This window comes from Pseudoalteromonas sp. SG44-1 (assembly GCF_014164315.1).
Lineage (GTDB): Bacteria > Pseudomonadota > Gammaproteobacteria > Enterobacterales > Alteromonadaceae > Pseudoalteromonas > Pseudoalteromonas rhizosphaerae.
In genome coordinates, this window is record NZ_JACJEW010000041.1 from 1 (window position 1) to 21,974 (window position 21,974).

The 21,974-nt window shown below is 38.9% G+C and carries 17 protein-coding genes and 1 pseudogene; 17 read left to right on the plus strand and 1 reads right to left on the minus strand.

All coding sequences use genetic code 11. The features are described from left to right. Positions 1 to 543: 543 nt before the first annotated feature. The 17 genes and pseudogenes from H5187_RS16935 to H5187_RS17015 all read left to right on the plus strand — a co-directional run. Positions 544 to 764, plus strand: a pseudogene (locus tag H5187_RS16935) (transposase); the annotation flags it as partial. A 514-nt stretch (positions 765 to 1,278) separates the two neighbouring features. Then, on the plus strand, positions 1,279 to 2,043 hold the full coding sequence (locus H5187_RS16940) for an SDR family oxidoreductase (RefSeq protein ID WP_149982876.1): 765 nt from the start codon (positions 1,279 to 1,281) through the stop codon (positions 2,041 to 2,043). Between the two features lie 10 nt (positions 2,044 to 2,053). After that, positions 2,054 to 2,896, plus strand: a complete 843-nt coding sequence (locus H5187_RS25050; protein WP_182718934.1) for a bifunctional transcriptional activator/DNA repair enzyme AdaA — start codon at positions 2,054 to 2,056, stop codon at positions 2,894 to 2,896. 573 nt (positions 2,897 to 3,469) lie between these two features. After that, positions 3,470 to 3,982, plus strand: coding sequence for a DUF3859 domain-containing protein (locus H5187_RS16950; RefSeq protein ID WP_182732223.1), 513 nt, complete (start codon positions 3,470 to 3,472; stop codon positions 3,980 to 3,982). A 754-nt stretch (positions 3,983 to 4,736) separates the two neighbouring features. Next, complete coding sequence (locus H5187_RS16955) at positions 4,737 to 5,609, plus strand: alpha/beta fold hydrolase (RefSeq protein WP_182718936.1); 873 nt, start codon at positions 4,737 to 4,739, stop codon at positions 5,607 to 5,609. Between the two features lie 48 nt (positions 5,610 to 5,657). After that, positions 5,658 to 6,068, plus strand: coding sequence for a hypothetical protein (locus tag H5187_RS16960; protein ID WP_259398532.1), 411 nt, complete (start codon positions 5,658 to 5,660; stop codon positions 6,066 to 6,068). Between the two features lie 460 nt (positions 6,069 to 6,528). Next, positions 6,529 to 7,038, plus strand: coding sequence for a ClbS/DfsB family four-helix bundle protein (locus H5187_RS16965; protein WP_182798078.1), 510 nt, complete (start codon positions 6,529 to 6,531; stop codon positions 7,036 to 7,038). A gap of 580 nt (positions 7,039 to 7,618) precedes the next feature. Continuing rightward, the gene (locus H5187_RS16970) at positions 7,619 to 7,945 is read left to right on the plus strand and encodes a hypothetical protein (RefSeq protein ID WP_182798079.1); all 327 of its coding nucleotides are present in this window, start codon (positions 7,619 to 7,621) and stop codon (positions 7,943 to 7,945) included. Between the two features lie 46 nt (positions 7,946 to 7,991). Then, positions 7,992 to 8,564, plus strand: a complete 573-nt coding sequence (locus H5187_RS16975; protein WP_182761302.1) for an SMI1/KNR4 family protein — start codon at positions 7,992 to 7,994, stop codon at positions 8,562 to 8,564. Between the two features lie 51 nt (positions 8,565 to 8,615). After that, positions 8,616 to 9,029, plus strand: a complete 414-nt coding sequence (locus tag H5187_RS16980) for a hypothetical protein (protein WP_182767974.1) — start codon at positions 8,616 to 8,618, stop codon at positions 9,027 to 9,029. A gap of 288 nt (positions 9,030 to 9,317) precedes the next feature. Then, positions 9,318 to 10,070, plus strand: a complete 753-nt coding sequence (locus H5187_RS16985; RefSeq protein WP_182718940.1) for a DJ-1/PfpI family protein — start codon at positions 9,318 to 9,320, stop codon at positions 10,068 to 10,070. A gap of 408 nt (positions 10,071 to 10,478) precedes the next feature. Continuing rightward, positions 10,479 to 11,396 (plus strand): carbohydrate kinase, encoded by a 918-nt coding sequence (locus tag H5187_RS16990; RefSeq protein ID WP_182798080.1) that lies wholly within the window; start codon positions 10,479 to 10,481, stop codon positions 11,394 to 11,396. A 227-nt stretch (positions 11,397 to 11,623) separates the two neighbouring features. Next, the gene (locus H5187_RS16995; RefSeq protein ID WP_182798081.1) at positions 11,624 to 14,563 is read left to right on the plus strand and encodes a SusC/RagA family TonB-linked outer membrane protein; all 2,940 of its coding nucleotides are present in this window, start codon (positions 11,624 to 11,626) and stop codon (positions 14,561 to 14,563) included. Between the two features lie 33 nt (positions 14,564 to 14,596). Then, positions 14,597 to 16,306 carry a RagB/SusD family nutrient uptake outer membrane protein gene (locus H5187_RS17000; protein WP_182740502.1) on the plus strand — a complete coding sequence of 570 codons (1,710 nt, stop codon included), beginning with the start codon at positions 14,597 to 14,599 and terminating at the stop codon, positions 16,304 to 16,306. 50 nt (positions 16,307 to 16,356) lie between these two features. Further along, positions 16,357 to 17,694 carry a sugar porter family MFS transporter gene (locus H5187_RS17005; protein ID WP_182718944.1) on the plus strand — a complete coding sequence of 446 codons (1,338 nt, stop codon included), beginning with the start codon at positions 16,357 to 16,359 and terminating at the stop codon, positions 17,692 to 17,694. Beyond that, on the plus strand, positions 17,681 to 19,693 hold the full coding sequence (locus H5187_RS17010; protein ID WP_182798082.1) for a glycoside hydrolase family 32 protein: 2,013 nt from the start codon (positions 17,681 to 17,683) through the stop codon (positions 19,691 to 19,693). Before H5187_RS17005 ends, H5187_RS17010 begins: the two co-directional genes overlap by 14 nt. Before the next feature lie 60 nt (positions 19,694 to 19,753). Further along, on the plus strand, positions 19,754 to 20,968 hold the full coding sequence (locus H5187_RS17015) for an oligosaccharide MFS transporter (RefSeq protein WP_182798083.1): 1,215 nt from the start codon (positions 19,754 to 19,756) through the stop codon (positions 20,966 to 20,968). On the opposite strand, the gene H5187_RS17020 is transcribed toward H5187_RS17015, so the two are convergent. After that, complete coding sequence (locus H5187_RS17020; protein WP_149982868.1) at positions 20,940 to 21,935, minus strand: LacI family DNA-binding transcriptional regulator; 996 nt, start codon at positions 21,933 to 21,935, stop codon at positions 20,940 to 20,942. The two genes, H5187_RS17015 and H5187_RS17020, sit on opposite strands and share 29 nt — an antisense overlap. Positions 21,936 to 21,974 lie beyond the last annotated feature (39 nt).

Genomic DNA, 21,974 nt, shown 5'->3' on the forward strand with positions numbered 1-21,974 from the left:
GAAGAAGCGCAATGGCTTGAATCAATTCAACGTTTCAGGCAGCAGTACTCAAATTTTGCAGGCAGCAAACAACGGTTAAAGCAGCAAGCCGCCAGCAACGATGTAAAATGGTACAAAGGCGCAGGCTGAACAGTTGCATCTTTATTAGGTTGTTTTAAAAATACACTATTGAACAAAGTGACGGCCTAGCTTTGCCTTTTTTTGCCTAAAATCCTTTCCAAGCACCTCAATTCTAAGCTCTGTAACTAACACTAACAGTATGTGAAAAAATAATTATGCGATTATCCACAACGGGAGAGGTGCTAAATTTTCTGACACAAAATATGTGTCTGTCCTTTTTATTTCCGTTTCTATTTCCTGCAGTCATCTTCATGCGTGTAATTTAGGTTTAATAGGGCTAATGACTTATTTAATAGGTGAAATAAAAATAACCCCGCAATAAAAGATAAATTCTGAACCTGAAAAGTAAATTTAGTGACACAGTTTTATTTGTTCAATTAGAGTGGCTCTCTTATTTAGTTGCTGCTGAAAGGTAAAGGGTTAGGAAAGATAGTCGACGCTGTACCAATAGTGAAAGGTCATCAAATGTTGAAGACAGAGCTGTTCCAGATCACTGGGAGTTGGACTTGAACCAAGGCTCAGAAAACAGCTTTATCGCGACCTTAGTTGAACGACATTCTAGGTATGTAATGCTAGCGAAAGTACCTAGTAATAAAACAAAGCCAGTAATCGAAGCATTGATTAGACAAGCTAATAAGTTGCCAGCACTGCCAAGCTAGTATGTTGCGATTAATTTAGATGTAGCGACAAATTAAATAGTTCGAACGAGTTAGCGGCCTAGCTTGCTGCATCAAATCAGCTAATTAACCTGCTTAACTGCTCAGGTCAGTAACGACTGTGCATACGAAAAATATAATTGCTTAAGGGTTAAACATTAGGTTTAATGGATAGATAATAAACACTGAGTAACGCAGGGACAGCATAGATACGACAGGCACACTAATTAAATTTGCTTGCTATAGCTTAGGTCATAAAAAGCCTTTCTATATATGTAAAGTCCATAGCATAAACAACACCAACTCTACACATCGAGCAGGTAGCGCCTCAGTCCGACAAGCGATTATGCAACACAAACTGCGTGTCGCATAAATACTAAAATGTTATAGCGCAATTGAAATTCAGCAAGATTCGGGTCGGCATTAATCGTTCGGCCTCCTAATATAGCATCTGTTCGGGCATATGCCCTTTAATTGTCAGCAGAGCTAGGAGAAATAATCGATGAACATATTGGCCAACAAAGTTGCTATTGTTACTGGTGCCAGCACCGGCATTGGCTATGCAGCCGCGAAGCTTTTTGCGAGAGAAGGTGCTGCCGTAGTGGTGGCAGCAAGGCGACAGAAGGAGCTTGATGAACTGGTGGAATTAATCAAGACTGAAGGTGGGCAGGCACTGGCACTAGCCGGTGATGTTGGCGAAGAAGCTTTTGCCAAAGCTTTGGTAGATAAGGCTGTAAGCCACTTTGGTGGCCTGGATATCGCTTTTAACAATGCTGCCATTCTGGGTGCTATGTGCCCTGTGCCGCAGATGTCGCTCACGGACTGGAATCAAGTTATTGCGACCAACTTAACCAGTGCATTTTTGGGCGCAAAGTACCAGCTGCCCGCCATGGCTGCCCGAAAAGGAGGTTCGTTAATTTTCACCTCTACCTTCGTTGGTTACACCGCAGGTATGCCAGGCATGGCTGCCTACGCAGCCAGTAAGGCTGGTCTTATTGGTTTGACTCAAGTGCTGGCGTCAGAGCATGGGCCTCAGAATATCCGGGTCAATGCCCTTTTGCCTGGTGGTACTGATACGCCAGCGGGACGTGAGTTTGCTAATACGCCAGAAGCATTGGCGTTTGTGCGTAACCTGCATGCGCTCAAGCGTATGGCGACACCAGATGAAATTGCTCAATCCGCATTGTACTTAGCATCCGATGCATCCAGTTTCACAACTGGTTCTGCGATGTTGGTAGATGGCGGTGTATCCATAAATCGTGTCTGAGAGGCAGAGTGTGTCAGACTATGACCGTATCGCACGTGCTATGGCATACTTGGTAGATCGTGCAACTACCCAGCCCGCTCTAGAGGAGATAGCCGCCCATGTGCATCTGAGTCCGTATCATTTTCAGAGGTTGTTTTGTCGTTGGGCGGGTACCACGCCAAAGCGGTTTTTGCAGGTCCTGACATTGGAGCGTAGCAAGGAGTTGTTGGATAAATCCCGCTCTCTGCTCGACGTTTCACATGAGATTGGCTTAAGCGGTAGTTCAAGGTTGCATGATCACTTTGTGCAGCTGGAGGCAGTGACACCGGGGGAGTATAAAAATAAGGGTAAGGAGCTACGTATCGAATACGGTGTGCACCCTACACCACTGGGGCCTATGTTTGTAGCTGTAACACAGCGTGGTGTTTGTAGGGTTGAGTTCATGGACTTCAATTACATTGAAGAGCTGCTGGATGACTTGCGTAACGCTTGGCCATTGAGTTCGATTGTTGAAAGCATCACATCTACGCACTATGTTATTGATGCGTTTTTTAGTAGTGATACAGCTGCCAAACATGGTCCGCTGTCGCTTCATGTGAAAGGTACGAATTTTCAGGTAGCTGTGTGGCGGGCGCTGCTGAAAATACCACCGGGCGCAGTGGCTAGCTATTCTCAGGTAGCCACAGCACTCAATGCGCCCCAATCTGCAAGAGCGGTTGGTAACGCCATTGGAGCAAATCCTGTTGCTTTACTGATCCCCTGCCATCGGGTAATACAGCACAGTGGTGCACTTGGTGGTTACCGTTGGGGGCCAGCCAAGAAGCTTATGGTACAAACATGGGAAAAAATGCGTGATGAACCTGTTTCGCTATAACAATGTCATGCAGCTGACGTTCTTATCTTACCCCGCGCGGCAGATGGCGGGCGTTGAGGCTGTAGAATTACTCTTTACAGGAACGAATGCACCTACTTTTAGTTGTTCAACTTTTAACCTTGAATCTACTATCAAGCTATGATCTAGTAAATATTATTCACCCACGGTAAATCGTTATGGCTCTTTCGTTGGGTGAGGAGTCAAGCGAGACTTATCCTACCAAAATAAATTCATTCCAATCAATTTCGCTGAGCAAATTGACCTTGCGCGGACAAACGAAAGTGAATGCTTTCACTTCACACTGCGGCAACTGTATTGCTTAGTTCATAATAGAGAAAAGCTGCAAAACACGATGCACTAATTAGGGTAGCCCTTATCACCTCAAATAAGCCACTCAAACACCTTGCAAAATGCCAATTAAAATAACACCAAGTCCTCTTTTTATATTTTACGTAAAATCGAAGTAACTAATTGAATCAAAATAGGAACTCGGCTATGGTTAATGCATCAATAAGAATAAATTAAAAACGAGTAATTCTACAAGCTCGTTATTGCTTCAAGAAGGAGTGTAATTTGAAATTTAATGTAGTTGTTGGACTTTTTTTTCTTTTAATCAGTATGTTTACTTGTGGAGTAACAGTAGATCAAAGCCCTATCAAATCCCAAGTTTTAGATTATGCTTACGTAGCCAAAATAGGAGGAAAGCTGGTTCAAGATAATACTAGGGTTTCTAACTTTGTAAATGAAGATTACGAAATTAAGGTCTTAAAAGAAAAAACGTGGGTCATTCCTGCAAAATTAGGCACTGGTTTTTATATAGTTGTTGGCTTTGGTTATATTCCTTCTAGCGTTCAACACTTTGATCTTCAAATAAACTACCCAGAAATTACCTTACCATCAGGTGAAAAGAAGTCATCTATTTATAGGCAAATTGATGTTAGTGGACACGATGGAACTTTTGTTTGGCCTTTTGATTACTATTTTGATCTAGACTACGAAGTTGTGCCGGGAAAATGGGATATAAGAGTTTTTTCTGAAGGTAACTTAATTCATTCATCCGATTTCACGGTAATAGATAGTGAATAAAGTAGCTATAACATATATGAGCCTAACTCTATCAATAGTTACCAGTATTTTCTTTAACCGTTTTTATACAGTGACGGTCAATTCAAAATCAACTTTAATTCAATAAGCAAATTCGTTTACTTCGTCGGCGATGCGGCGGTTAAGCAAGTAGCTTACGGCAAACACATATAGGCGCGTTACGCAGTAATCGATTATTGCGATCTCATCGCAGCCAGGTTTTTCCCATATCCTTTTGGGATAGCTGGGGCGCTTCGACTAAATGGATTTAGGAGGTAGAGCGAAGCAGGATGCTAGAGCCGAGACATTCATCGGTTAACCTTATCATGGCACTATTCAAGGCGGCTGGTTTCATCATTGTGATCCAGTTATATTTAGGTGCGTAACGCAGTTATCAAGTCAGGTGTAAGCGACTTTGTTTATTGTATTAATGCACGCGTACTGAGTGTCTAATCAAGGCAAGTGGTTTAGGTCTGTAGGCATATAATCAGGTTAAACCTTGTTGGTTATTAACTCACCCAATTGATTCATGCTCAGCCTTATATCCAGTTAGATGTTCAGCTGAAATAAAAGGACAGACAAAAATTTTTGCAATATTTACTTTTAGATAAAATAGAAGTAACCGATTGAATCAAAATAGGAACTCGGCTATGGTTAATGCATCAATAAAAATAAATTAAAACGAGTTAATCTACAGGCTCGTTATATTTTAAGTGCTAAATTTTACTTCTAAATTAGCTATATAAGGGATTTTATAATGAAAACTGGACTTTTAGTTCTATTATTTATCGTAGCCTTTGGCGTATCTGCAAAAGACGTCATTAAACCAAGTGTTTCAGGCTTGTATCAAGTAGATAAAGTGAACCTTTTTATTGAATGTTATGGTGAAGCCTCCCCTTCAATAATTATCAATGCTGGCTTTGGTGGTACGGTTGAAGACGGAAACTGGAAGAAGGTAATACAATCACTTCACAAAAAAAATAGAGTATGTATTTATGACAGAGCCAACTTGGGGAAAAGTGATAAATCGCAAGGCCATTATGATCTAGGCACTATTGTTGAGCATCAAAATGTATTGTTACAAAGGGCTGGAATTCAGCCTCCTTACGTAATGGTTGGACACTCTTATGGCTCATATCCTATTAAGTTATTTAATCACCTTTACCCTGAAAAGGTCAGCGCCATTTTACTTGTAGATCCTTCATTGTATGGCCAATTTAGAAGCCATATAAAAAAGTGGGATGCAAAAAATGACACATATGATGCTGATACCAAGAAGAATATGGAAGCTGAACTTGCTAGCTGGCATGGTGCTCCTGATAATCTAGAAAAAATTAATATGAGAACTAGTTCAACGTTCATTCAGCAAAGCGACGATTTTGGTGACACACCTTATGTATTACTTTGGAACAGAGACGCAATTTGGGTGCCTGCAAATCAAACTCCAGATAACTGGCATCCAGCAGTCTGGGAGCGTATTAAAAAGTCTTATTCTACCGAATTAAATAAGATGCAGACTTTATCTAAAGATACCAAAATTACATTTGCAACAACTCCAGAGCATTACATACAAAAACATGAACCAGAGATTGTTATCGCAGAGATTAATTATTTATTGAATAAACTTTGAAATGAGTAAGCAAGACATAACAAGCGCCTTAACTCCAACAATGTTAAGTTGTCATGGTTTTGGCAAACAACGCAAAGTCATGCCAACACATTATGTAATGGTCTAATTGGACTGATTTATATCTTTTTAGTAGGATTAACTAGAGTTGTTAAACGCGATAAAGATGGCTTAAGGCGCATTAAATGGGGGTTTATAAACCTTGTACTATTTAGCTTGTCCATATATCTCTATGTTAATCAATCCTTTCTAAAGTTTGGTGATATTACTGCGGCAAGTATTTGCTTGGCTTTTTTATCAGGGGTTTTGCCAATAACACTTTTATTTTCTTTATGGATTTCTTTAAGAGGAAAGTTGCAAAGTAAGTTAATAAAATTGGATATTGCATCGATCATGATGTCTATACAATTTTGTTTAGTATTGGCTGCTTGGGGGCAGATATCCACTATATTTTGGCAATAAATTGCAGAGCTTTAACACATATGAGCCTTAACTCTGTCAATAGGAACTAGTATTCTTTTTGACCGTTTTTATACAGTGACGGTCAATTCAAAATCAACTTTAATTCAATAAGCAAATTCGTTTACTTCGTCTGTCGATGCGGCTTCATCATTGCAAAGATAAGCTCTTATCACCGCAAATAAGCCACTTAAATATCTGTAACAACTTGAAAAATGTCAATTAAAACAACACTAAATCCTATTTTATATTTTACGTGAAAGTCAGTTGTCGATTGAATCAAAATAGGAACTCGGCTATGGTTAATGCATCAAGTTCAGCTACAGGTTGCGCAGGAGTTGGTGAATGAAAAAACATAACAAAAGCATGTTGCATAAACTACTGAGTGGTTGGACGGTTTTTCCGCTCGTACCGCGCTACAAAACCGCCGCAAATGCAAGGCATTATGTGAATGGAGGTTAAATTGTCTTCTGTGCCAAGAAATAAGGATGAATTGGAGTTAGCCATAAGCTCAGTGTTCCCAAAACTAATGGCTGATTATCGCTCAATTTCAAAAAGCAAAGCTCGTAAATTGGGCGTAGAAGGAAATATCAAAGGTACAATCATTAGCGTTAGTGACACAGTTGCTTACCTGATTGGTTGGGGCAAACTGGTCCTTAAATGGCATCATCTAAAGTCTCAAAATCAGGATGTAGATTTCCCTGAAACTGGCTACAAATGGAATCAACTTGGGTTACTAGCTGAAAGTTTCCACGAAAAATATCGTGACTGGAAATACGATGATCTGCTTGTTGAGCTGGAGTCTACGGTTCACGAGATACTTTTACTCATTTCAAGTTTAAGTAATCATGAGTTGTATGGTGTTGCGTGGTATGAGCGATGGACTCTAGGGCGCATGATTCAATTTAATACGTCATCATCTATGAAAAACATGCGAACAAAAGTTCGGCGCTTCAATCGGGAATTCACATAACACATATGAGCCTTAACTCTATCAATAGGCACTAGTATTCTTTTTGACCGTTTTTATTCTGTGATGGTCAATTCTAAATCAATAAACAAATTCGTTTACTTTGTCTGTCGATGTGGCTTCATCATTGCGAAGGTAAGCCCTTATCACCGCAAATAAGCCACTTAAATATCTGTAATACCTTGAAAAACGCCAATTAAAACAACAGCAAGTCCTCTTCTTTATATTTTACGTGAAAGTCAGTTGTCGATTGAATCAAAATAGGAACTCGGCTATGGTTAATCCATTAATAAAAATAAATTAAAACGAGTTATTCAACAGGCTCGTTATATTTATTAAGGTAGTTTAAATATCATTTGATAGTGAAATAGCTGCATTCATAGCAAAGTCAGACCAAAACGGAGAACGGGCTGATTTAGAAAAGTCAAAACGATTAAATTAAAAAATAGGCGGTATTATTCCTAAGTGGTATATCGAGGCAATGTCCACACCTATTTTGCAATTTACTTCTTGGCTGGCAAAAATTTGAACCAGAAGAAGACTTTGATGGCATTGAAGAGATTCAAATTGTGAACATTGATTTATGGAAGAAGTTAATTGTGATTCCTACTCAGGGATGTATTTGTTGCCAGCAAACTATCTTGTTATTGGTTATGGCGCTGATTGGGCTGATAATTGTTTTGTAATTCCAACGGATCAAAGCGACGATCCGCCTCTTTATGAAGTGTTGCATGATGTGGCACTCAGCACTGAAGAGCTCGTTTCGACGATAAAGTCGGGTGCAGGTGGCTGTGAAAAAATAGCTGATAAACTGTCTATTTTTGTGGGCAATGCGATTGCACTAAAAGCATATCAAATTACTGCAGTGCGACTTGTGAACAGAGTAACAGAGCACGTGATATGGAGCTAATAAGCAATTTCACAGTTAATATGAACGATATTTAAGAGGAGGTTCTGTGGTTACTAAAGAAATAGAAAATATTGAGCGCAGTATTGGTAAGTTACCTAAATCTTACCGCGATTGGATCGAACAGGGTATTACAAAAGACAGCTCCTACAATATGTATTTGTTAGAGTGGATTTCAAGCTCAAATGTATTGAAAATTGAAATAGCACCAGAGGGCGTACTTGATGGTATTTTGCCAATTGGTGTCTTCCATGGTGTTGCATTTTGGTGTTTGGATAATAAAAATAATGGCAGGGTCATTTTATGTCCACATGATGATATCGTTGCTGATTTTTATGCGCCTTCAGTTGAAGGGTGGATATATCGAATTTGCTTACAAGAAGCATCTAATTTCTGTGATGAAGACGAGATAGTGCAAAAACAGTTACAACTTTGGGCGTCTTTACTCGAAGAATCTAAACCTACTTGGGCTGAGCACATTATGTTGCTGGCAAAATCAAAGGTAAAAAATATGGGGCAGCACTCTGGCGTTATTTCTGACGAAGAGGTAGAAGCAATCATAGCTAAAGAATTCGGTTCAGAGTATTTAACAGAAAAAGTTGAGTTTTTAAACCCGGATTAACGTTAGTGGAGTCTCTTGAATTGGCTTCTATTTTTTTTGGAAGCAGTGTTAATGTGGGCATTGTGGAATACCTGTAAGGTGCATATGATCAATCAACTTAAAGTGACGAATATTGAGTTTTACTCGGATGAAACAGCATTAGTAACTGTTGAAAATGAACACTCAGCCGTTGACGTTTTTTGTCACATTTGTGAATACTCCATAGGTGATAAAGTTAATAATCTCCTTAAAGTGCTAGATGCCAACGTTAGAGCGGCGTACCTTGCCGATTGGCCGGTAGAAATGATTGCAGAAGCATCTAAAGAAAGAATTGAAAAAACGGGGCCTTATTCATACATAGGTTGTGGCAAAGTAATTGATGAAAATGAAGGGGTTATTGAGGTTCAAGGTTTTCTTATCGAGTTCGGTGATCTACCTTGCCAAGGCTCAGTCGAGTTTGAAATTGATAGGCTTGATTTATGGTAAATTGCTTAATAAAGCGTTGATGACAACTGCATTGACGGGCTAATAGATTTAGTCTGGAATGAGAGCGATAAAACGTTTTTTAGTTTTTACTGATAAAAAAGAAATTATTTTAACTTGTGATGGAGCGCCACGTCGTCATATAACAAACCAATTATTCCGACCTTAACTCGCTACGCTCGTTTCGTCGGCATATTGGGGCTTTAAGTGTCTAGGCTGATTCCGTATTTAAACCTTTTATTCAATTGTATCGTCTAAATAATGAATTTAATCATTTAAAAAAAGAAAACAATGAAGCTTTTTATATCTATTTTACTTTCAGTAATACTGTTTACTTCAACTAACCTAAGCGCAGAGTCGACAAAAAAAGTATTAATCATCGCATCAAATATGATCGATATGGGGGATTCTGAAAAACACGATGCGAGAAATAATTTATGGGAAGTTGCTCCACCGTACCATATTTTTATGAGCCATGGTTATGATGTCGATTTTGTTTCTCCAAATGGAGGAAAGGTTGAGTTCATGATGGATCCGTTGGGTATTAGTAGTTACACCATTAAATATGAAGGCTTTATGGATAAAGCGAAAAACAGCTTTGCTCCTGAACAAATTAACCCAAATGATTACTGGGGAATTTATATTGGTGGAGGGTATGGCCCATTATTTGATGTAGCTAATAACAAGGAATTACAATCAATTATCGCCAAAGTTTATGAATCTGGCGGTATTATTGGTGCAGGTGGTCACGGTGCCGGTGCGTTTGCCGATGTATTATTATCTTCTGGTCAGTATCTTGTTAAAGGTAAAAAAATTGCTGGTTTTCCTAATTCTACTGAAAAATCTAAGTCATGGGCTAAACAAGGTACTCTGCTACCTTTTCTTGTTGAAAGTCAGTTGAATAAAAATGGAGCTATTGCACAAAACAAAAAAACCTTAGAAGATAAACACGAAGTGGTCGTTGATCAAAGAATCGTTTCAACAATGTTTTTACCTTCAGCTGCTCTAGTTGCAAAAGAAATGATAATTTCTCACAAGCAGTAAATGCACATAACACATATGAGCCTTAACTCTGTCAACACAAGTTAACGAGTTATCAGCGATCCGTTAGAACTCGAGGTAAACTTCTACTCCAAATACCATTTAGGGATAAAAGTTTGCGGTAAAAAGTCATAAATTAAACTCTCAAGCATATTATTTGCTTTATTTATAAGTTGCAGATAGGCATTTAGTTAATTTTATTAACTTAAATAAACAACGTTGTCTTTTTGTTGCTTAGATGAAATAATATCTCACGACATTTATTTAACAAATATATCTGCATTTTAATTTTTAAGTTAAAAATGTTTAAGTTATTGAAATTTAATATCTTACTTTCTATGAAGTGAAAGGTAAGTTGAACTTTGTCTAATCCGTTATCTGACCATACGCAGCGTATAAGGAAGCTCTTGAATGAGTATAATTGTAAATCAAAACGTGGCTAATAAAGTTAGTCTAGTTTGTTTTGGGGAGGTCCTTTGGGACTGTTTTGGCGCAACTAAGCGTTTGGGAGGCGCACCTTTAAATATGTGCTTTAGGGTTAAATCACTTGGAATTGATGCACAAATGATAAGTGCAGTAGGGGAGGATGAGTTAGGTGATGCTCTGCTTGACGAATTAAAAGAAAAGCAATTGAGTACAGAGTACATTGCTGTAAACCCAAACAAAAATACCAGTACGGTGCAGGTAACACTTGATAGCCATGGTTCTGCTAAGTACGAAATTATGCCTGATACTGCCTGGGATAATATTGCTTTAACTAAAGAAATTATCGATAAAGTTGAATCGACGGATATTTTTGTGTTTGGTAGCTTAATTGGCCGTACTGAAACTTCATTAATGACCTTAAAACAACTGCTTGGACATGCAAATTTTAAAGTGTTTGATGTAAATTTGCGCACTTCTCATTACCAGCTTGATAATTTAATAGAGCTGATGAATAGAGCAGACTTTATCAAGCTAAATGATGAAGAACTTTATGAAATCGCTAAAGGAATGGGGTGTAAATATCATTCTTTAGAGCAAAACTTAGATTTCATAGCAAAACAAACAAATACTGAGTTCTTGTGCGTGACGAAAGGCAGCCATGGTGCTTTATTATCGATTAAAGGTAAGAAGTACTATAATTCAGGCTATCTGATCGATGTTGTTGATACTGTGGGCGCTGGAGACTCGTTTTTGGGAGCTTTAATTTATCAACTGTCTATTCATGATGATGCGCAACAAGCAGTTGATTTTGCGTGTGCAGCTGGTGCTATGGTTGCTCAACAGCTAGGGGCAACACCTGATTTAACGTATCAACAGATCTTAGAGTTTATTGACCCATGTTAGCGTCTAGCGTTGTGATTCAAGTGATACACATTTTTAACAGATTTTTGTTATTTATATTGAATAGATGTTTTTTTAATGTTAAAAAGACAACGTTGTTTATTTTTATTGGTCTAGCAAACTAAGTTTAAAGTATAAAAAAGGTATTTTTTTATACTTTAAAGACAACGTTGTTTATTTGTATGTTGAAATCAACACTAATAAGTAAAATTACAATAAGGACACACACAATGCTCGTATTTCAAAAAAACAAACTTGCAGTAAGTGTTAGCACTATACTGCTGGGTTGTTCGTTACCATTAAGTGTTTTTGCTGCCGAACAGCAAAAAGATGAAGCTAATACTACTGATGGCATTGAAATTATTGAAGTTTCATATGGTTATGGAAGTGTTAAAAAACAAGATTTAACAGGTGCTGTGAGTACCGTAGACCTTGAAGATGTCGTTGACCAGCCTTCAGGTAATATAATGCAGAACTTGCAAGGAAGAGTACCAGGCCTACAAATTACCACTAATGGATCTCCTGCGGCTACAGCAACTGTGCGTATCCGCGGACAAGGTTTAGGACCATTGGGTAATAATGATCCCCTTTATGTGATTGATGGAATTCCAACTAAATCGGGGATGCATGAACTTAATAGCCATGATATTGCAGATATACAGGTTCTAAGAGATGCGGCAGCAGCAAGTATTTTTGGTGCACGCTCTGGCAATGGGGTTATTGTTATCACGACAAAAAAAGGCTCTGAGGGGCTCGATTTTAATTTTTCTTTCAATCAATCATATGATGATTTTAATTATGAGCTAAACCCATTAAATACACAGCAAAGGGCACAAGCAGTTTGGCAAGCAGCAATAAATGACGGATCAGATCCAAATGCCGCAAGTTCTCTTTATACTTATGATTGGAATAATGATTTTAATAACCCTCAATTAAACAACGTTGTTTTTCCTGAGTTTACGGATGCTGCACAGGTGCAACGCCCAGCAGATACTAATTGGTTTGATGAAGTTACGCGCTCTGCAAAAGTAACCGATCTTAACTTTTCAGTTTCAGGTGGTTCAGACAAAGCTTCGATATATAGTTCACTTGGCTATTTCGGCTCAGAAGGTGTTGTTGATGGCTCAGAGTTTGAACGAATAAGCTTTCGCGTTAATTCTGATTATCAGCTAACAAATAAGCTTAAGATTGGTGAAAACTTTATAGTGACAAATCAAGAATCAAACTTGGTTAATGATCTGGCCGGTAATATTCTAACTTTGGCTATAGAACAACAATCTATCGTTCCTGTGTACAACGATAAAGGTGGCTGGGGAGGACCCGTCCCTGGTGTAACTGACCGTGATAATCCGGTTAGACTAATTGAAATGAATCGAGACAATGTTAGTAGATTCAATAAATTAATGGGAAATATTTTTGTTGAATATGAGGCAATAGAGGACTTAACACTAAAAAGCTCTATCGGTTTAGATTACGGGCAATACTACTTCAGAAACTATACCCGTGCTTTTCAAGCTGGCTCGCTAAACTATGGTGATCAGCTGTCAGTGACAGAAAACTGGAATAGCAGTTTTAGTTGGACTAATACCGCAGAATATAAGCTTGATTTAGATGCAAATCATTTTACGTTTTTGGTCGGTACAGAACAAATAGATTATGAGTATGAAGGATCTGTTGGTTTTGGTTCAGGTTTTGCGTCTGATGATCGTGATTATGCTCATTTATCACAAGCAACGGGTGATGTTCGTGTGGAAGGGGATGGCGATAAATGGTCTCTTAATTCTTATTTTGCGCGTATGGACTATAACTTTGATGACCGCTATTTAGCAGGTTTAACAATACGTCGCGATGGCTCATCTCGTTTTGGTAGTAATAATAGCTACGGTAATTTCCCCGCTATTTCTGCAGGTTGGGTGATCAGCAACGAATCATTCTATGATATTGAATTTTTATCTACCTTAAAGCTTCGAGCTAGTTGGGGCAAAACGGGTAATCAAGAAATCCCTACCGATGCAACATATACAACGTATTTAAGCCGTTATGCAACTCGGTCTTTATTCACTGATCAGCAAGATGAAGGGACCGCTTATGATATAGGCGGTGCAAATGGCGGCACGCTTCCTTCTGGATTTGTAAAAGCACAAACAGGGAATGATGACCTAAAGTGGGAAACATCAACGCAAACAAACATTGGTCTTGATTTTGGCATGCGTTACGAAACCATATACGGCAGTATCGATTGGTTTGAAAAAACCACAGAGGATATTTTAACGTTAACCAATCCACTTGCAACATTAGGTGAAGGCGCTCAGCAATGGGTCAATGGTGGCACGATTGAAAACTCTGGTTTTGAGTTTCTCATTGGCTACGCCGATTACCTTACTTTTGATAGCTTAGATGGTGATATCGATGTCGATATTAGCTTTAACATTTCTTCTGCTAAAAATAAGGTTGTCTCACTACCAGAGGATGTTGTGAATTCATTTGGTGGTAATGGTGATGATAAAACGATTGTTGGTCATTCAGTCAATTCTATTTATGGTTATGTCGCCGATGGGTTATTCCAAAATCAAGGTGAGATAGATGCTCACGCAGCGCAATCTGGGGCTGGTTTAGGCCGAGTTCGCTGGAAAGATTTAGACGGCAATGGCGTGATTGATGAAAACGATCAAAGCTTTTTCACCGATACTGATCCTGACTTTATGTATGGATTGAACATGAATTTCAAATACAAAAATTGGGATTTCAATATGTTCTGGCAAGGTGTTCAAGGAGGTGAGATACGTAATAGCTGGCGTGGATTTACTGACTTCACATCATTAAATATAGGCTCTAACTACGGTGATCGCGTTCTTGATGCATGGTCAGTTAACAATACTGACAGCAATGTACCGGCATTAACTTTAATCGATAACAATGGTGAAGGCCGTCAATCAAGTTTGTTTTGGGAAGATGGCAGCTACATAAAGCTTCGTAACTTATCTATCGGTTATACACCTGATGAACAGTGGTTAAGTCAATACGGTATAAGTTCTGCACGAATTTATTTGCAGGGAAGTAACTTATTGACCATTACTCCGTCAGGGACGCTAAGCCAGGATCCAGAAACTCCAAACGGCAACTTCCCAATTCCAAAACGTATTACGTTAGGCGTGAACCTTTCTTTTTGATTTATTAAAACGACAACGATACGAGCACATATTATGAATAAAATTAAAACACTATTTACAGCAGCTACACTCGCGCTTTCTTTAGCATCGTGTGGTGGTTCTGATCTTGATGTTGCACCTTCTGGGGTATTAACCGAAGAGCAAGTTTCTAACAGTGAAAATGTAGATGCGTTGATTATTGCTGCCTACTCATATCTAGGAAACGATCATTATACCGCACCTAACTTTTTATGGCCGACAGGAAACTTACGCGCTGGAGACGCCCATAAAGGCGGTAATGGACCTGGTGATATCTTTGCTTATCATGCTTTGTCTTTATATCAACCAATAGTGCCTGATATGGAGTCTTTCCCGCCAGATTTAATTGATTTGAACAACAAAAAATGGGTACGTAATTACACCGGTATTTCAAGAGCAAACTCAGCATTAGCGGTAATCGCAAATGCGCCAGATGCCATTGAAAACAGTGCTGCAAAACAATCCGAACTGCGGTTCATTCGCAGTATTTTCTACTTTGATTTAAAAATACATCATAAGCATATCCCGTGGATTGATGAAACAATGACTCAAGATCAAATTCTTAGCGCTACTAATCGTGAGCTAAGCGATCAAGAGTTATGGGATAAAATTGCTGCAGATTTTGAGTTTGCTGCAAACAATTTACCACAAACCCAAAAAGATGTTGGGCGCGCTTCAGCGTTATCAGCTAAGGCATATCTAGCTAAAACATTACTCTACCAAGCGTATGAGCAGAATGAGCTACATCAAGTTATTAATATTAATAAAGATAAACTTGTAAAAGTGGTGGCTCTGGTTGATGAAATTGAAGAGGCGAGCGTCTATGGCTTATTTGATGATTACGCGAATAACTTTTTGTTTGAAAGTGAAAATGGTAAAGAATCAGTTTTTGCTATTCAGCGCTCTCTAAATGACGGCTCTCCAGATGGACGTGGTAGCTGGCCTAGTGCATTAAATGCGCCAATGGCTGGTGGTTTTGGCTGTTGTGGTTTTCATGTGCCAACAGAAAATTTTGTTAATGCGTTTAAAACAGACCAACAAGGTTTGCCGTTATTCGACTCTTTTAACGACTTTAACTACGACATGACGACAGACTCAGTTGACCCTCGCCTAGATCACACTGTGGCAATGGAAGGTAAACCATTTAAGTATGACGAAAACTTAATTCATGGCGGTGATAGCTGGGCACGTGCCCCTGGTATTTATGGCAACTTTACGGCAATGAAAGATCTTGAACACCCTGACTGTAGTTGTCGTGGTGAGAATGGCCCTTTTCCTATCTTTTCATTAAATACACCGCTCATTCGTTACGCTGATGTATTGCTTTGGAAAGCTGAAGCATTAATTGAGTTAGATAGGTATGACGAAGCATTGCCAATTATTAACCGTATTCGTGAGCGTGCTAAAAATAGTACCGGTAAATTACACAACGCGAGTATTTATAACATGGGCTTATATACAAGTTTTGATTCTAAAGAACAGGCAAGAGCGGCACTACGCTTTGAGCGACGTTTAGAATTAGGGCTTGAAGGACATCGCTTTTTTGACTTAGTTCGATGGGGAATAGCGAAAGAAACTATTGATAGTTACTTAGCTATTGAAGCTGTACGTAAACCTTATTTGGTCGATGCTATTTTCACTAAAGGTCGTGATGAGTATTTACCTATTCCGAACCAGCAGATGATTTTAAGTGGTGGATCGTACACACAAAACCCAGGTTATTAATAGTGGTGGGTTTCGGCCCACCTTTTAATCGTTAAGTTTTAAGAGTGATTATGAAAAAAATTATTTATTGGTCAGTCACCGTTGCCGTTGCTGGTTTTTTATTCGGCTTTGATACAGCAGTTATATCCGGTGCGGATAAACCTATTCAAGCGTTATGGAATACGAGCTCGTTATTTCATGGCTTATTTATTATGTCTTCAGCTTTATGGGGAACACTACTGGGTGCCTTAACCGGTAATTACCCATGCGATAAGTGGGGTAGAAAACCCACATTAGTTTTAGTTGGAGTGTTGTTTTTAATTTCGGCGCTTGGCTCCGCCATGGCACCTGACGCATATAGCTTCGCCTTATTACGGTTCATTGGTGGCGTGGGAGTGGGCATTTCTTCAATTGTTGTACCTGCTTATATTTCTGAGATTGCACCTGCTAAGTACCGTGGGCGTTTGGTTGCGCTTTATCAGTTTCAAATTGTATTTGGTATCTTAGTTGCGTTTGTTTCTAATTTTTTAATTGCAGGAACATCTGCAATTGACTGGCGTTTAATGTTAGGTGTGGAGGCAATACCTGCTCTGGCTTATTTATTAATGATCATTAAGGCACCTGAAAGCCCACGTTGGTTAGTGCAAAAGAAAAATGAGAAAACTAAAGCGCGTTCAATCTTAGTGACTTTAGGTGAACAAAACCCAGACCAAGTATTAAATGACATTGAACGCGACAAGTTACAAAACAGTCAATCAAAGCTATTTGGTGGTAGTTACAATAAGGCGGCTTTATTTGCATTTTTATTTGCCGCATTTAATCAATTATCTGGCATTAACTTTATCATTTATTATGCACCGCGCGTATTTGAACTTGCAGGGTTGGATGTAAATCAATCATTACTTTCTGGCGCTGGGATTGGCGTGGTTAACCTATGTTTTACCATGCTGGGTTTATCGTTGATTGATAAGTTTGGCCGCCGTTCGCTGATGTACATTGGCTCAATTGGCTACGTTATTTCGCTCTCTGTCGTGGCGTGGGCGTTTAGTACTGACTCTGGTGGTTTAACGGTTGTAGCGTTTGTATTTGTGTTTATTGCCGCTCATGCCATTGGCCAAGGTACCGTTATTTGGGTCTTCATTGCAGAAATATTCCCTAACAAAGTTCGTTCAAAAGGGCAGTCTTTGGGCTCCGGTACGCATTGGTTTTTTGCCGCAGCAATCACTTTACTTATGCCATTTTTCTTAGAACGTTTTAGTGCCACTGAAGTATTCACTTTCTTTACTTTAATGATGTTAGGGCAATTGATTTTTGTTGCGTGGTTTATGCCAGAAACAAAAGGACGTTCTTTAGAAGCAATTTCATTAGATACCAATAATAAACATGGAGCATTCGATGCGAACCGTTAATTTAGTTTTAATTTCATCATTTTTGGCAGCATGTAGCATGACAAACCAAACTGAAAAAACAGCCCCTATGGGTGAAGATAAACCGAGTAAAGAGGCGTTTCGACCTGCTTTTCATTTTACCCCAGAAAAGCATTGGATGAATGATCCCAATGGTATGGTTTATTACCAAGGTGAGTATCATTTATTTTACCAGCATAACCCTGATTCATCTGTATGGGGGCCAATGCATTGGGGGCACGCAATTAGTAAAGATATGGTTAATTGGCAGCATCAAGAAATTAAGTTGTTTCCTGATGAGCACGGCACTATTTTCTCTGGCAGTGCGGTAGTTGATTGGCAAAATAGCAGCGGCTTTGGCAGTAAAGAAAACCCACCATTAGTGGCTATATTTACCTATCATGATGATAAAAAGGCTGCACAGGGAGCGATTGATTTTCAAACGCAAGGTATAGCATATAGCACTGATAAAGGCCGTACATGGAAAAAATATGCTAACAACCCGGTATTAAAAAATCCTGGGATCCGCGACTTCCGTGACCCTAAAGTAAGCTGGCATGAAGATACTCAGCAATGGGTTATGGTATTGGCTCAAGATGATCATATTGGTTTTTACAGCTCAAAAGATTTAAAAACATGGCAATTTGAAAGTAACTTTGGCGCTGATTGGGGCAGTCACGCAGGAGTATGGGAGTGTCCAGATCTTATTCGCGTGCGTATTGAAGGCACAGACGAATATAAATATGTGTTATTAGTGAGTATTAACCCTGGTGCGCCAAATGGTGGCTCTGGTACACAATACTTTATTGGTGATTTCGATGGTGAAAAATTTGTATTAGATAGTGATTATCAAAAAATGCTTACAGGTACACCAGCTGCGTTTCCCGAAGGGTTAGACTTTTCTAACTTCAAAAATGGTTTAAAAAATTGGCAAGTATCTGGTGATGCATTTCATATAGTTAATGATCAACCAGCCAATACCATTGCTAGTTCTTTTAAAGATTCGGATAAGGCAACAGGCACCTTAACCTCAAAATCATTTGCGATCGACCATGATTTTATTAACTTTAAAATTGCAGGCGGAAAGCATCACAATAGTACCGCAATACAGTTGTTAGTAAACGGCGAAATAGTTAAAACTGCAAGTGGTAACAATACAGGTACGATGACCGAGCGCTCTTGGAATGTGAGTCAATTAAAAGGCCAGCAAGCTTATATTAAAGTGGTAGACAATGAACGTGGTGATTGGGGGCATATAAAAATTGCTGACATCGTGTTTTCTGATAAAGCAGCAAATGAAAAGTACGAACCTTCAATATGGTTAGACTACGGCACTGATAATTATGCTGGTGTAACTTTCTCTGATGTTCAAGACGGTAGACACTTATTTATGGGGTGGATGAGTAACTGGCAATACGCAAACCAAGTACCGACTGAGGTATGGCGCAGCGCAATGACGATTCCCCGAGAATTAAAGTTATTGCAAACGCCAGCAGGCGTGCGTTTGGCATCTCAACCTATTAAAGAGTTAGATAGTTTATTGAGTAAACCACAACAAAAGGCAACATTAACTGGCGCGAATAGCTATCAGTTAGATGAACTTTTTACTGTTGAACCTGGGCAATTTAAGGTGAGTTTTAGTGTAGCAAACGCTGAACAAGTTATTGATATCGTGCTTAGCTCTGCAACGGATGAATACACTAAGCTTCAACTAAACCCAGCTCAAGGACAACTAATACTAGACCGCAGACAGTCGGGTTTAAAAGACTTTGAAGATGGCTTTGCGTCTTTACAAACTGCACCATTACAGAAGGGCCTTGAGTATTACGATGTTGATATATGGGTAGATAAAGCGTCGATAGAAGTATTTGTTAATAAGGGAGTTAGCTCTATGACCTCTATTGTTTTTCCAACCTCTCCTTATAATAAAATACAAGTGAGTGCTGAGCAGCCTTTGTCGCTTAGTGACGTAAAGTTAAACAATATAGCAATAGAAAAATAACATTTGAAGCGACTCTATAGTAATATAGAGTCGCTTACTTTTTATAAGGCTATGCGATATATGAGTAGTAATTATCGGCTATTGAGCGCCATTTTATTTATTTATTTTATGGCATGGTCTTTTTCATTTTCATTTTTTCCTATTTGGCTTAGTCAAGAAGTAGGCCTCAACAGTGCTAAAGTAGGGGTCATCTTTAGTATCAATTCCATCATGGCTTTACTCGTGATGCCTTGCTATGGCATTTTGCAAGATAAACTCGGTTTACAAAAAACACTGCTTTACTTCATTGCATTTTTTATCATATTGATTGGTCCATTTGTCAGTTATGTATACGCACCCTTACTACAAACACAGTTTTATCTGGCTGCTATTTTAGGCGGTGCTGTTTTTTCATGTGCATTTTTGGCTGGAGTCGGGACACTTGAAAGTTATATTGATAAACAAAGTCGCTCGACGAATTTTGAATTTGGTAAAGCTCGAATGTGGGGGTCACTAGGTTGGGCCATGGCAAGCTACTTTGCCGGTTTATCGTTTAATTTATCCCCTAGTTTAAATTATTGGTTATCAAGCATTGCGGCGGTTTGCTTAATGGGGTTATTAGCCTTTGTTAAGGTCGCAAAAAATCAGCCCGAAATAGCGCCTTCTCGAACTTTTTCTCCCGTGCAACAGCTCAAAGCATTTTTTAAAATCGCAGGATTGTGGCGTTTAAGTGTATTTGTGATCGGTGTAAGTTGTATTTATGCGGTATTTGATCAGCAATTTGCTATTTATTACACCTCTTTTTTTGACACCCCAGAGCAAGGTCGAGAGTTTTTTGGTTATTTAACTTCAGCGCAAGTTATCCTTGAGGCTGCTGCTTTGTATTTAGCTGTAAAATGGGTGAATTATTTGGGCGTTAAAAACTCGTTGCTGTTAAGTGGTGTATTGATGGCGATACGAATATATTGCTCGGGGATTGTTAATGACTCTATCAGCATTAGTGTATTAAAATTGTTACATGCAATTGAGTTACCGCTGATGTTAATTGCATTGTTTAAATATATAAACATGCACTTTGAAGCTCGTTATTCAGCCATGATCTATATCATTGGCTTTCAATTTACTACGCAATTGGTGGCGTCAATGTTAGCCGTCGCTGTAGGTGTAGTATATGATAATGTAGGCTTTGCGTTAGCCTACCAATATTTGGGTTTGGTTGTGTGTGTGTTTATTGTATTATCGCTTTTTGCATTAAAGGCAGATGCAATTAAAACGAATCACGAGCAATTAGTTTAAATGGTAAGTGGTGGTGAACAATATCAGTGCGCTGCTCTATGAGGTATTCCATTGCCCAACGTCCCATAGCATGGTGTGGTAATGCCATAGTAGTTAAATTCGGTTGTAATAATTGTGGAATACTGCCCCAATCATCAAAACTAGCTATACCAATATCTTTACCAACGATCATTCCTTTATCATGCACAACAAAGTAAATTTCTAGCGCCATGGGGTCTTGACCACAAATAATTGCATCAGGTTTAAACTCGTCAATTACTCGCGCTGCAGACTCTCTCGAAGTAGAAATCTCACTACCATCGGCTTGACCAATAATCACCGATTCAATGAGTAAATCATCGAGTGGTAAGCCGTGCTTTTTAAATGAATTTATAACGCCTTGTTTACGGCCTTTGGCAGCAACTATATGCTCATTTAAGTTTAAGAAAGCAATTCGTCGATAGCCTTTACGGATTAACGCGTCAGTAATATCTTCACCGGCTTGCTGTTCATCAGGTACTACACAAGGGAAATTATTCAAAGCAGGAAAACAGTTAGCTAAAATTGTTGGTATTTTTTTTAGTTCATCAGCTACCACAACTTGGCGATGATACATTGCTGAATATATAACGCCCTCTACGCGATACTCTAAAAGGCTTTCTATAGCTCTGTCTATACTCGCTTGGGTTTCGTTAACATTGAGGATCAACAGTTCTTTATTTTTCTGCCACGCAATTTCTTGGGCACCACGAATAATATCAAAAGTATAAGGAACACTAAGCAGTTCATCAGCAATAATTGCGTAAATGTTTGAGTTTTTACGTCGCGTTAAACTTGCCGCACGATTAGGACGATAACCTAATTCTTTTATCGCTTTAAGAACTTTCTCGCGGTTAATATCTTTGACTGTTGGATCATTATTGACCACTCGCGATACAGTTTTAAATGAAACACCTGCGTGGACAGCGACTTGCTTAATTGTAACCATACTAGAATAAGACCCTCTGTGATTAAAAACAGTATAACA

Excerpts from the sequence above, each read along its gene's own strand:
- H5187_RS16940 (WP_149982876.1), top strand. The coding sequence starts at position 1,279 with ATGAACATATTGGCCAACAAAGTTGCTATTGTTACTGGTGCCAGCACC.
- H5187_RS16955 (WP_182718936.1), top strand. The coding sequence starts at position 4,737 with ATGAAAACTGGACTTTTAGTTCTATTATTTATCGTAGCCTTTGGCGTA.
- H5187_RS16970 (WP_182798079.1), top strand. The coding sequence starts at position 7,619 with ATGGAAGAAGTTAATTGTGATTCCTACTCAGGGATGTATTTGTTGCCA.
- H5187_RS16980 (WP_182767974.1), top strand. The coding sequence starts at position 8,616 with ATGTGGGCATTGTGGAATACCTGTAAGGTGCATATGATCAATCAACTT.
- H5187_RS16985 (WP_182718940.1), top strand. The coding sequence starts at position 9,318 with ATGAAGCTTTTTATATCTATTTTACTTTCAGTAATACTGTTTACTTCA.
- H5187_RS16990 (WP_182798080.1), top strand. The coding sequence starts at position 10,479 with ATGAGTATAATTGTAAATCAAAACGTGGCTAATAAAGTTAGTCTAGTT.
- H5187_RS16995 (WP_182798081.1), top strand. The coding sequence starts at position 11,624 with ATGCTCGTATTTCAAAAAAACAAACTTGCAGTAAGTGTTAGCACTATA.
- H5187_RS17000 (WP_182740502.1), top strand. The coding sequence starts at position 14,597 with ATGAATAAAATTAAAACACTATTTACAGCAGCTACACTCGCGCTTTCT.
- H5187_RS17005 (WP_182718944.1), top strand. The coding sequence starts at position 16,357 with ATGAAAAAAATTATTTATTGGTCAGTCACCGTTGCCGTTGCTGGTTTT.
- H5187_RS17010 (WP_182798082.1), top strand. The coding sequence starts at position 17,681 with ATGCGAACCGTTAATTTAGTTTTAATTTCATCATTTTTGGCAGCATGT.
- H5187_RS17015 (WP_182798083.1), top strand. The coding sequence starts at position 19,754 with ATGAGTAGTAATTATCGGCTATTGAGCGCCATTTTATTTATTTATTTT.
- H5187_RS17020 (WP_149982868.1), bottom strand. The coding sequence starts at position 21,935 with ATGGTTACAATTAAGCAAGTCGCTGTCCACGCAGGTGTTTCATTTAAA.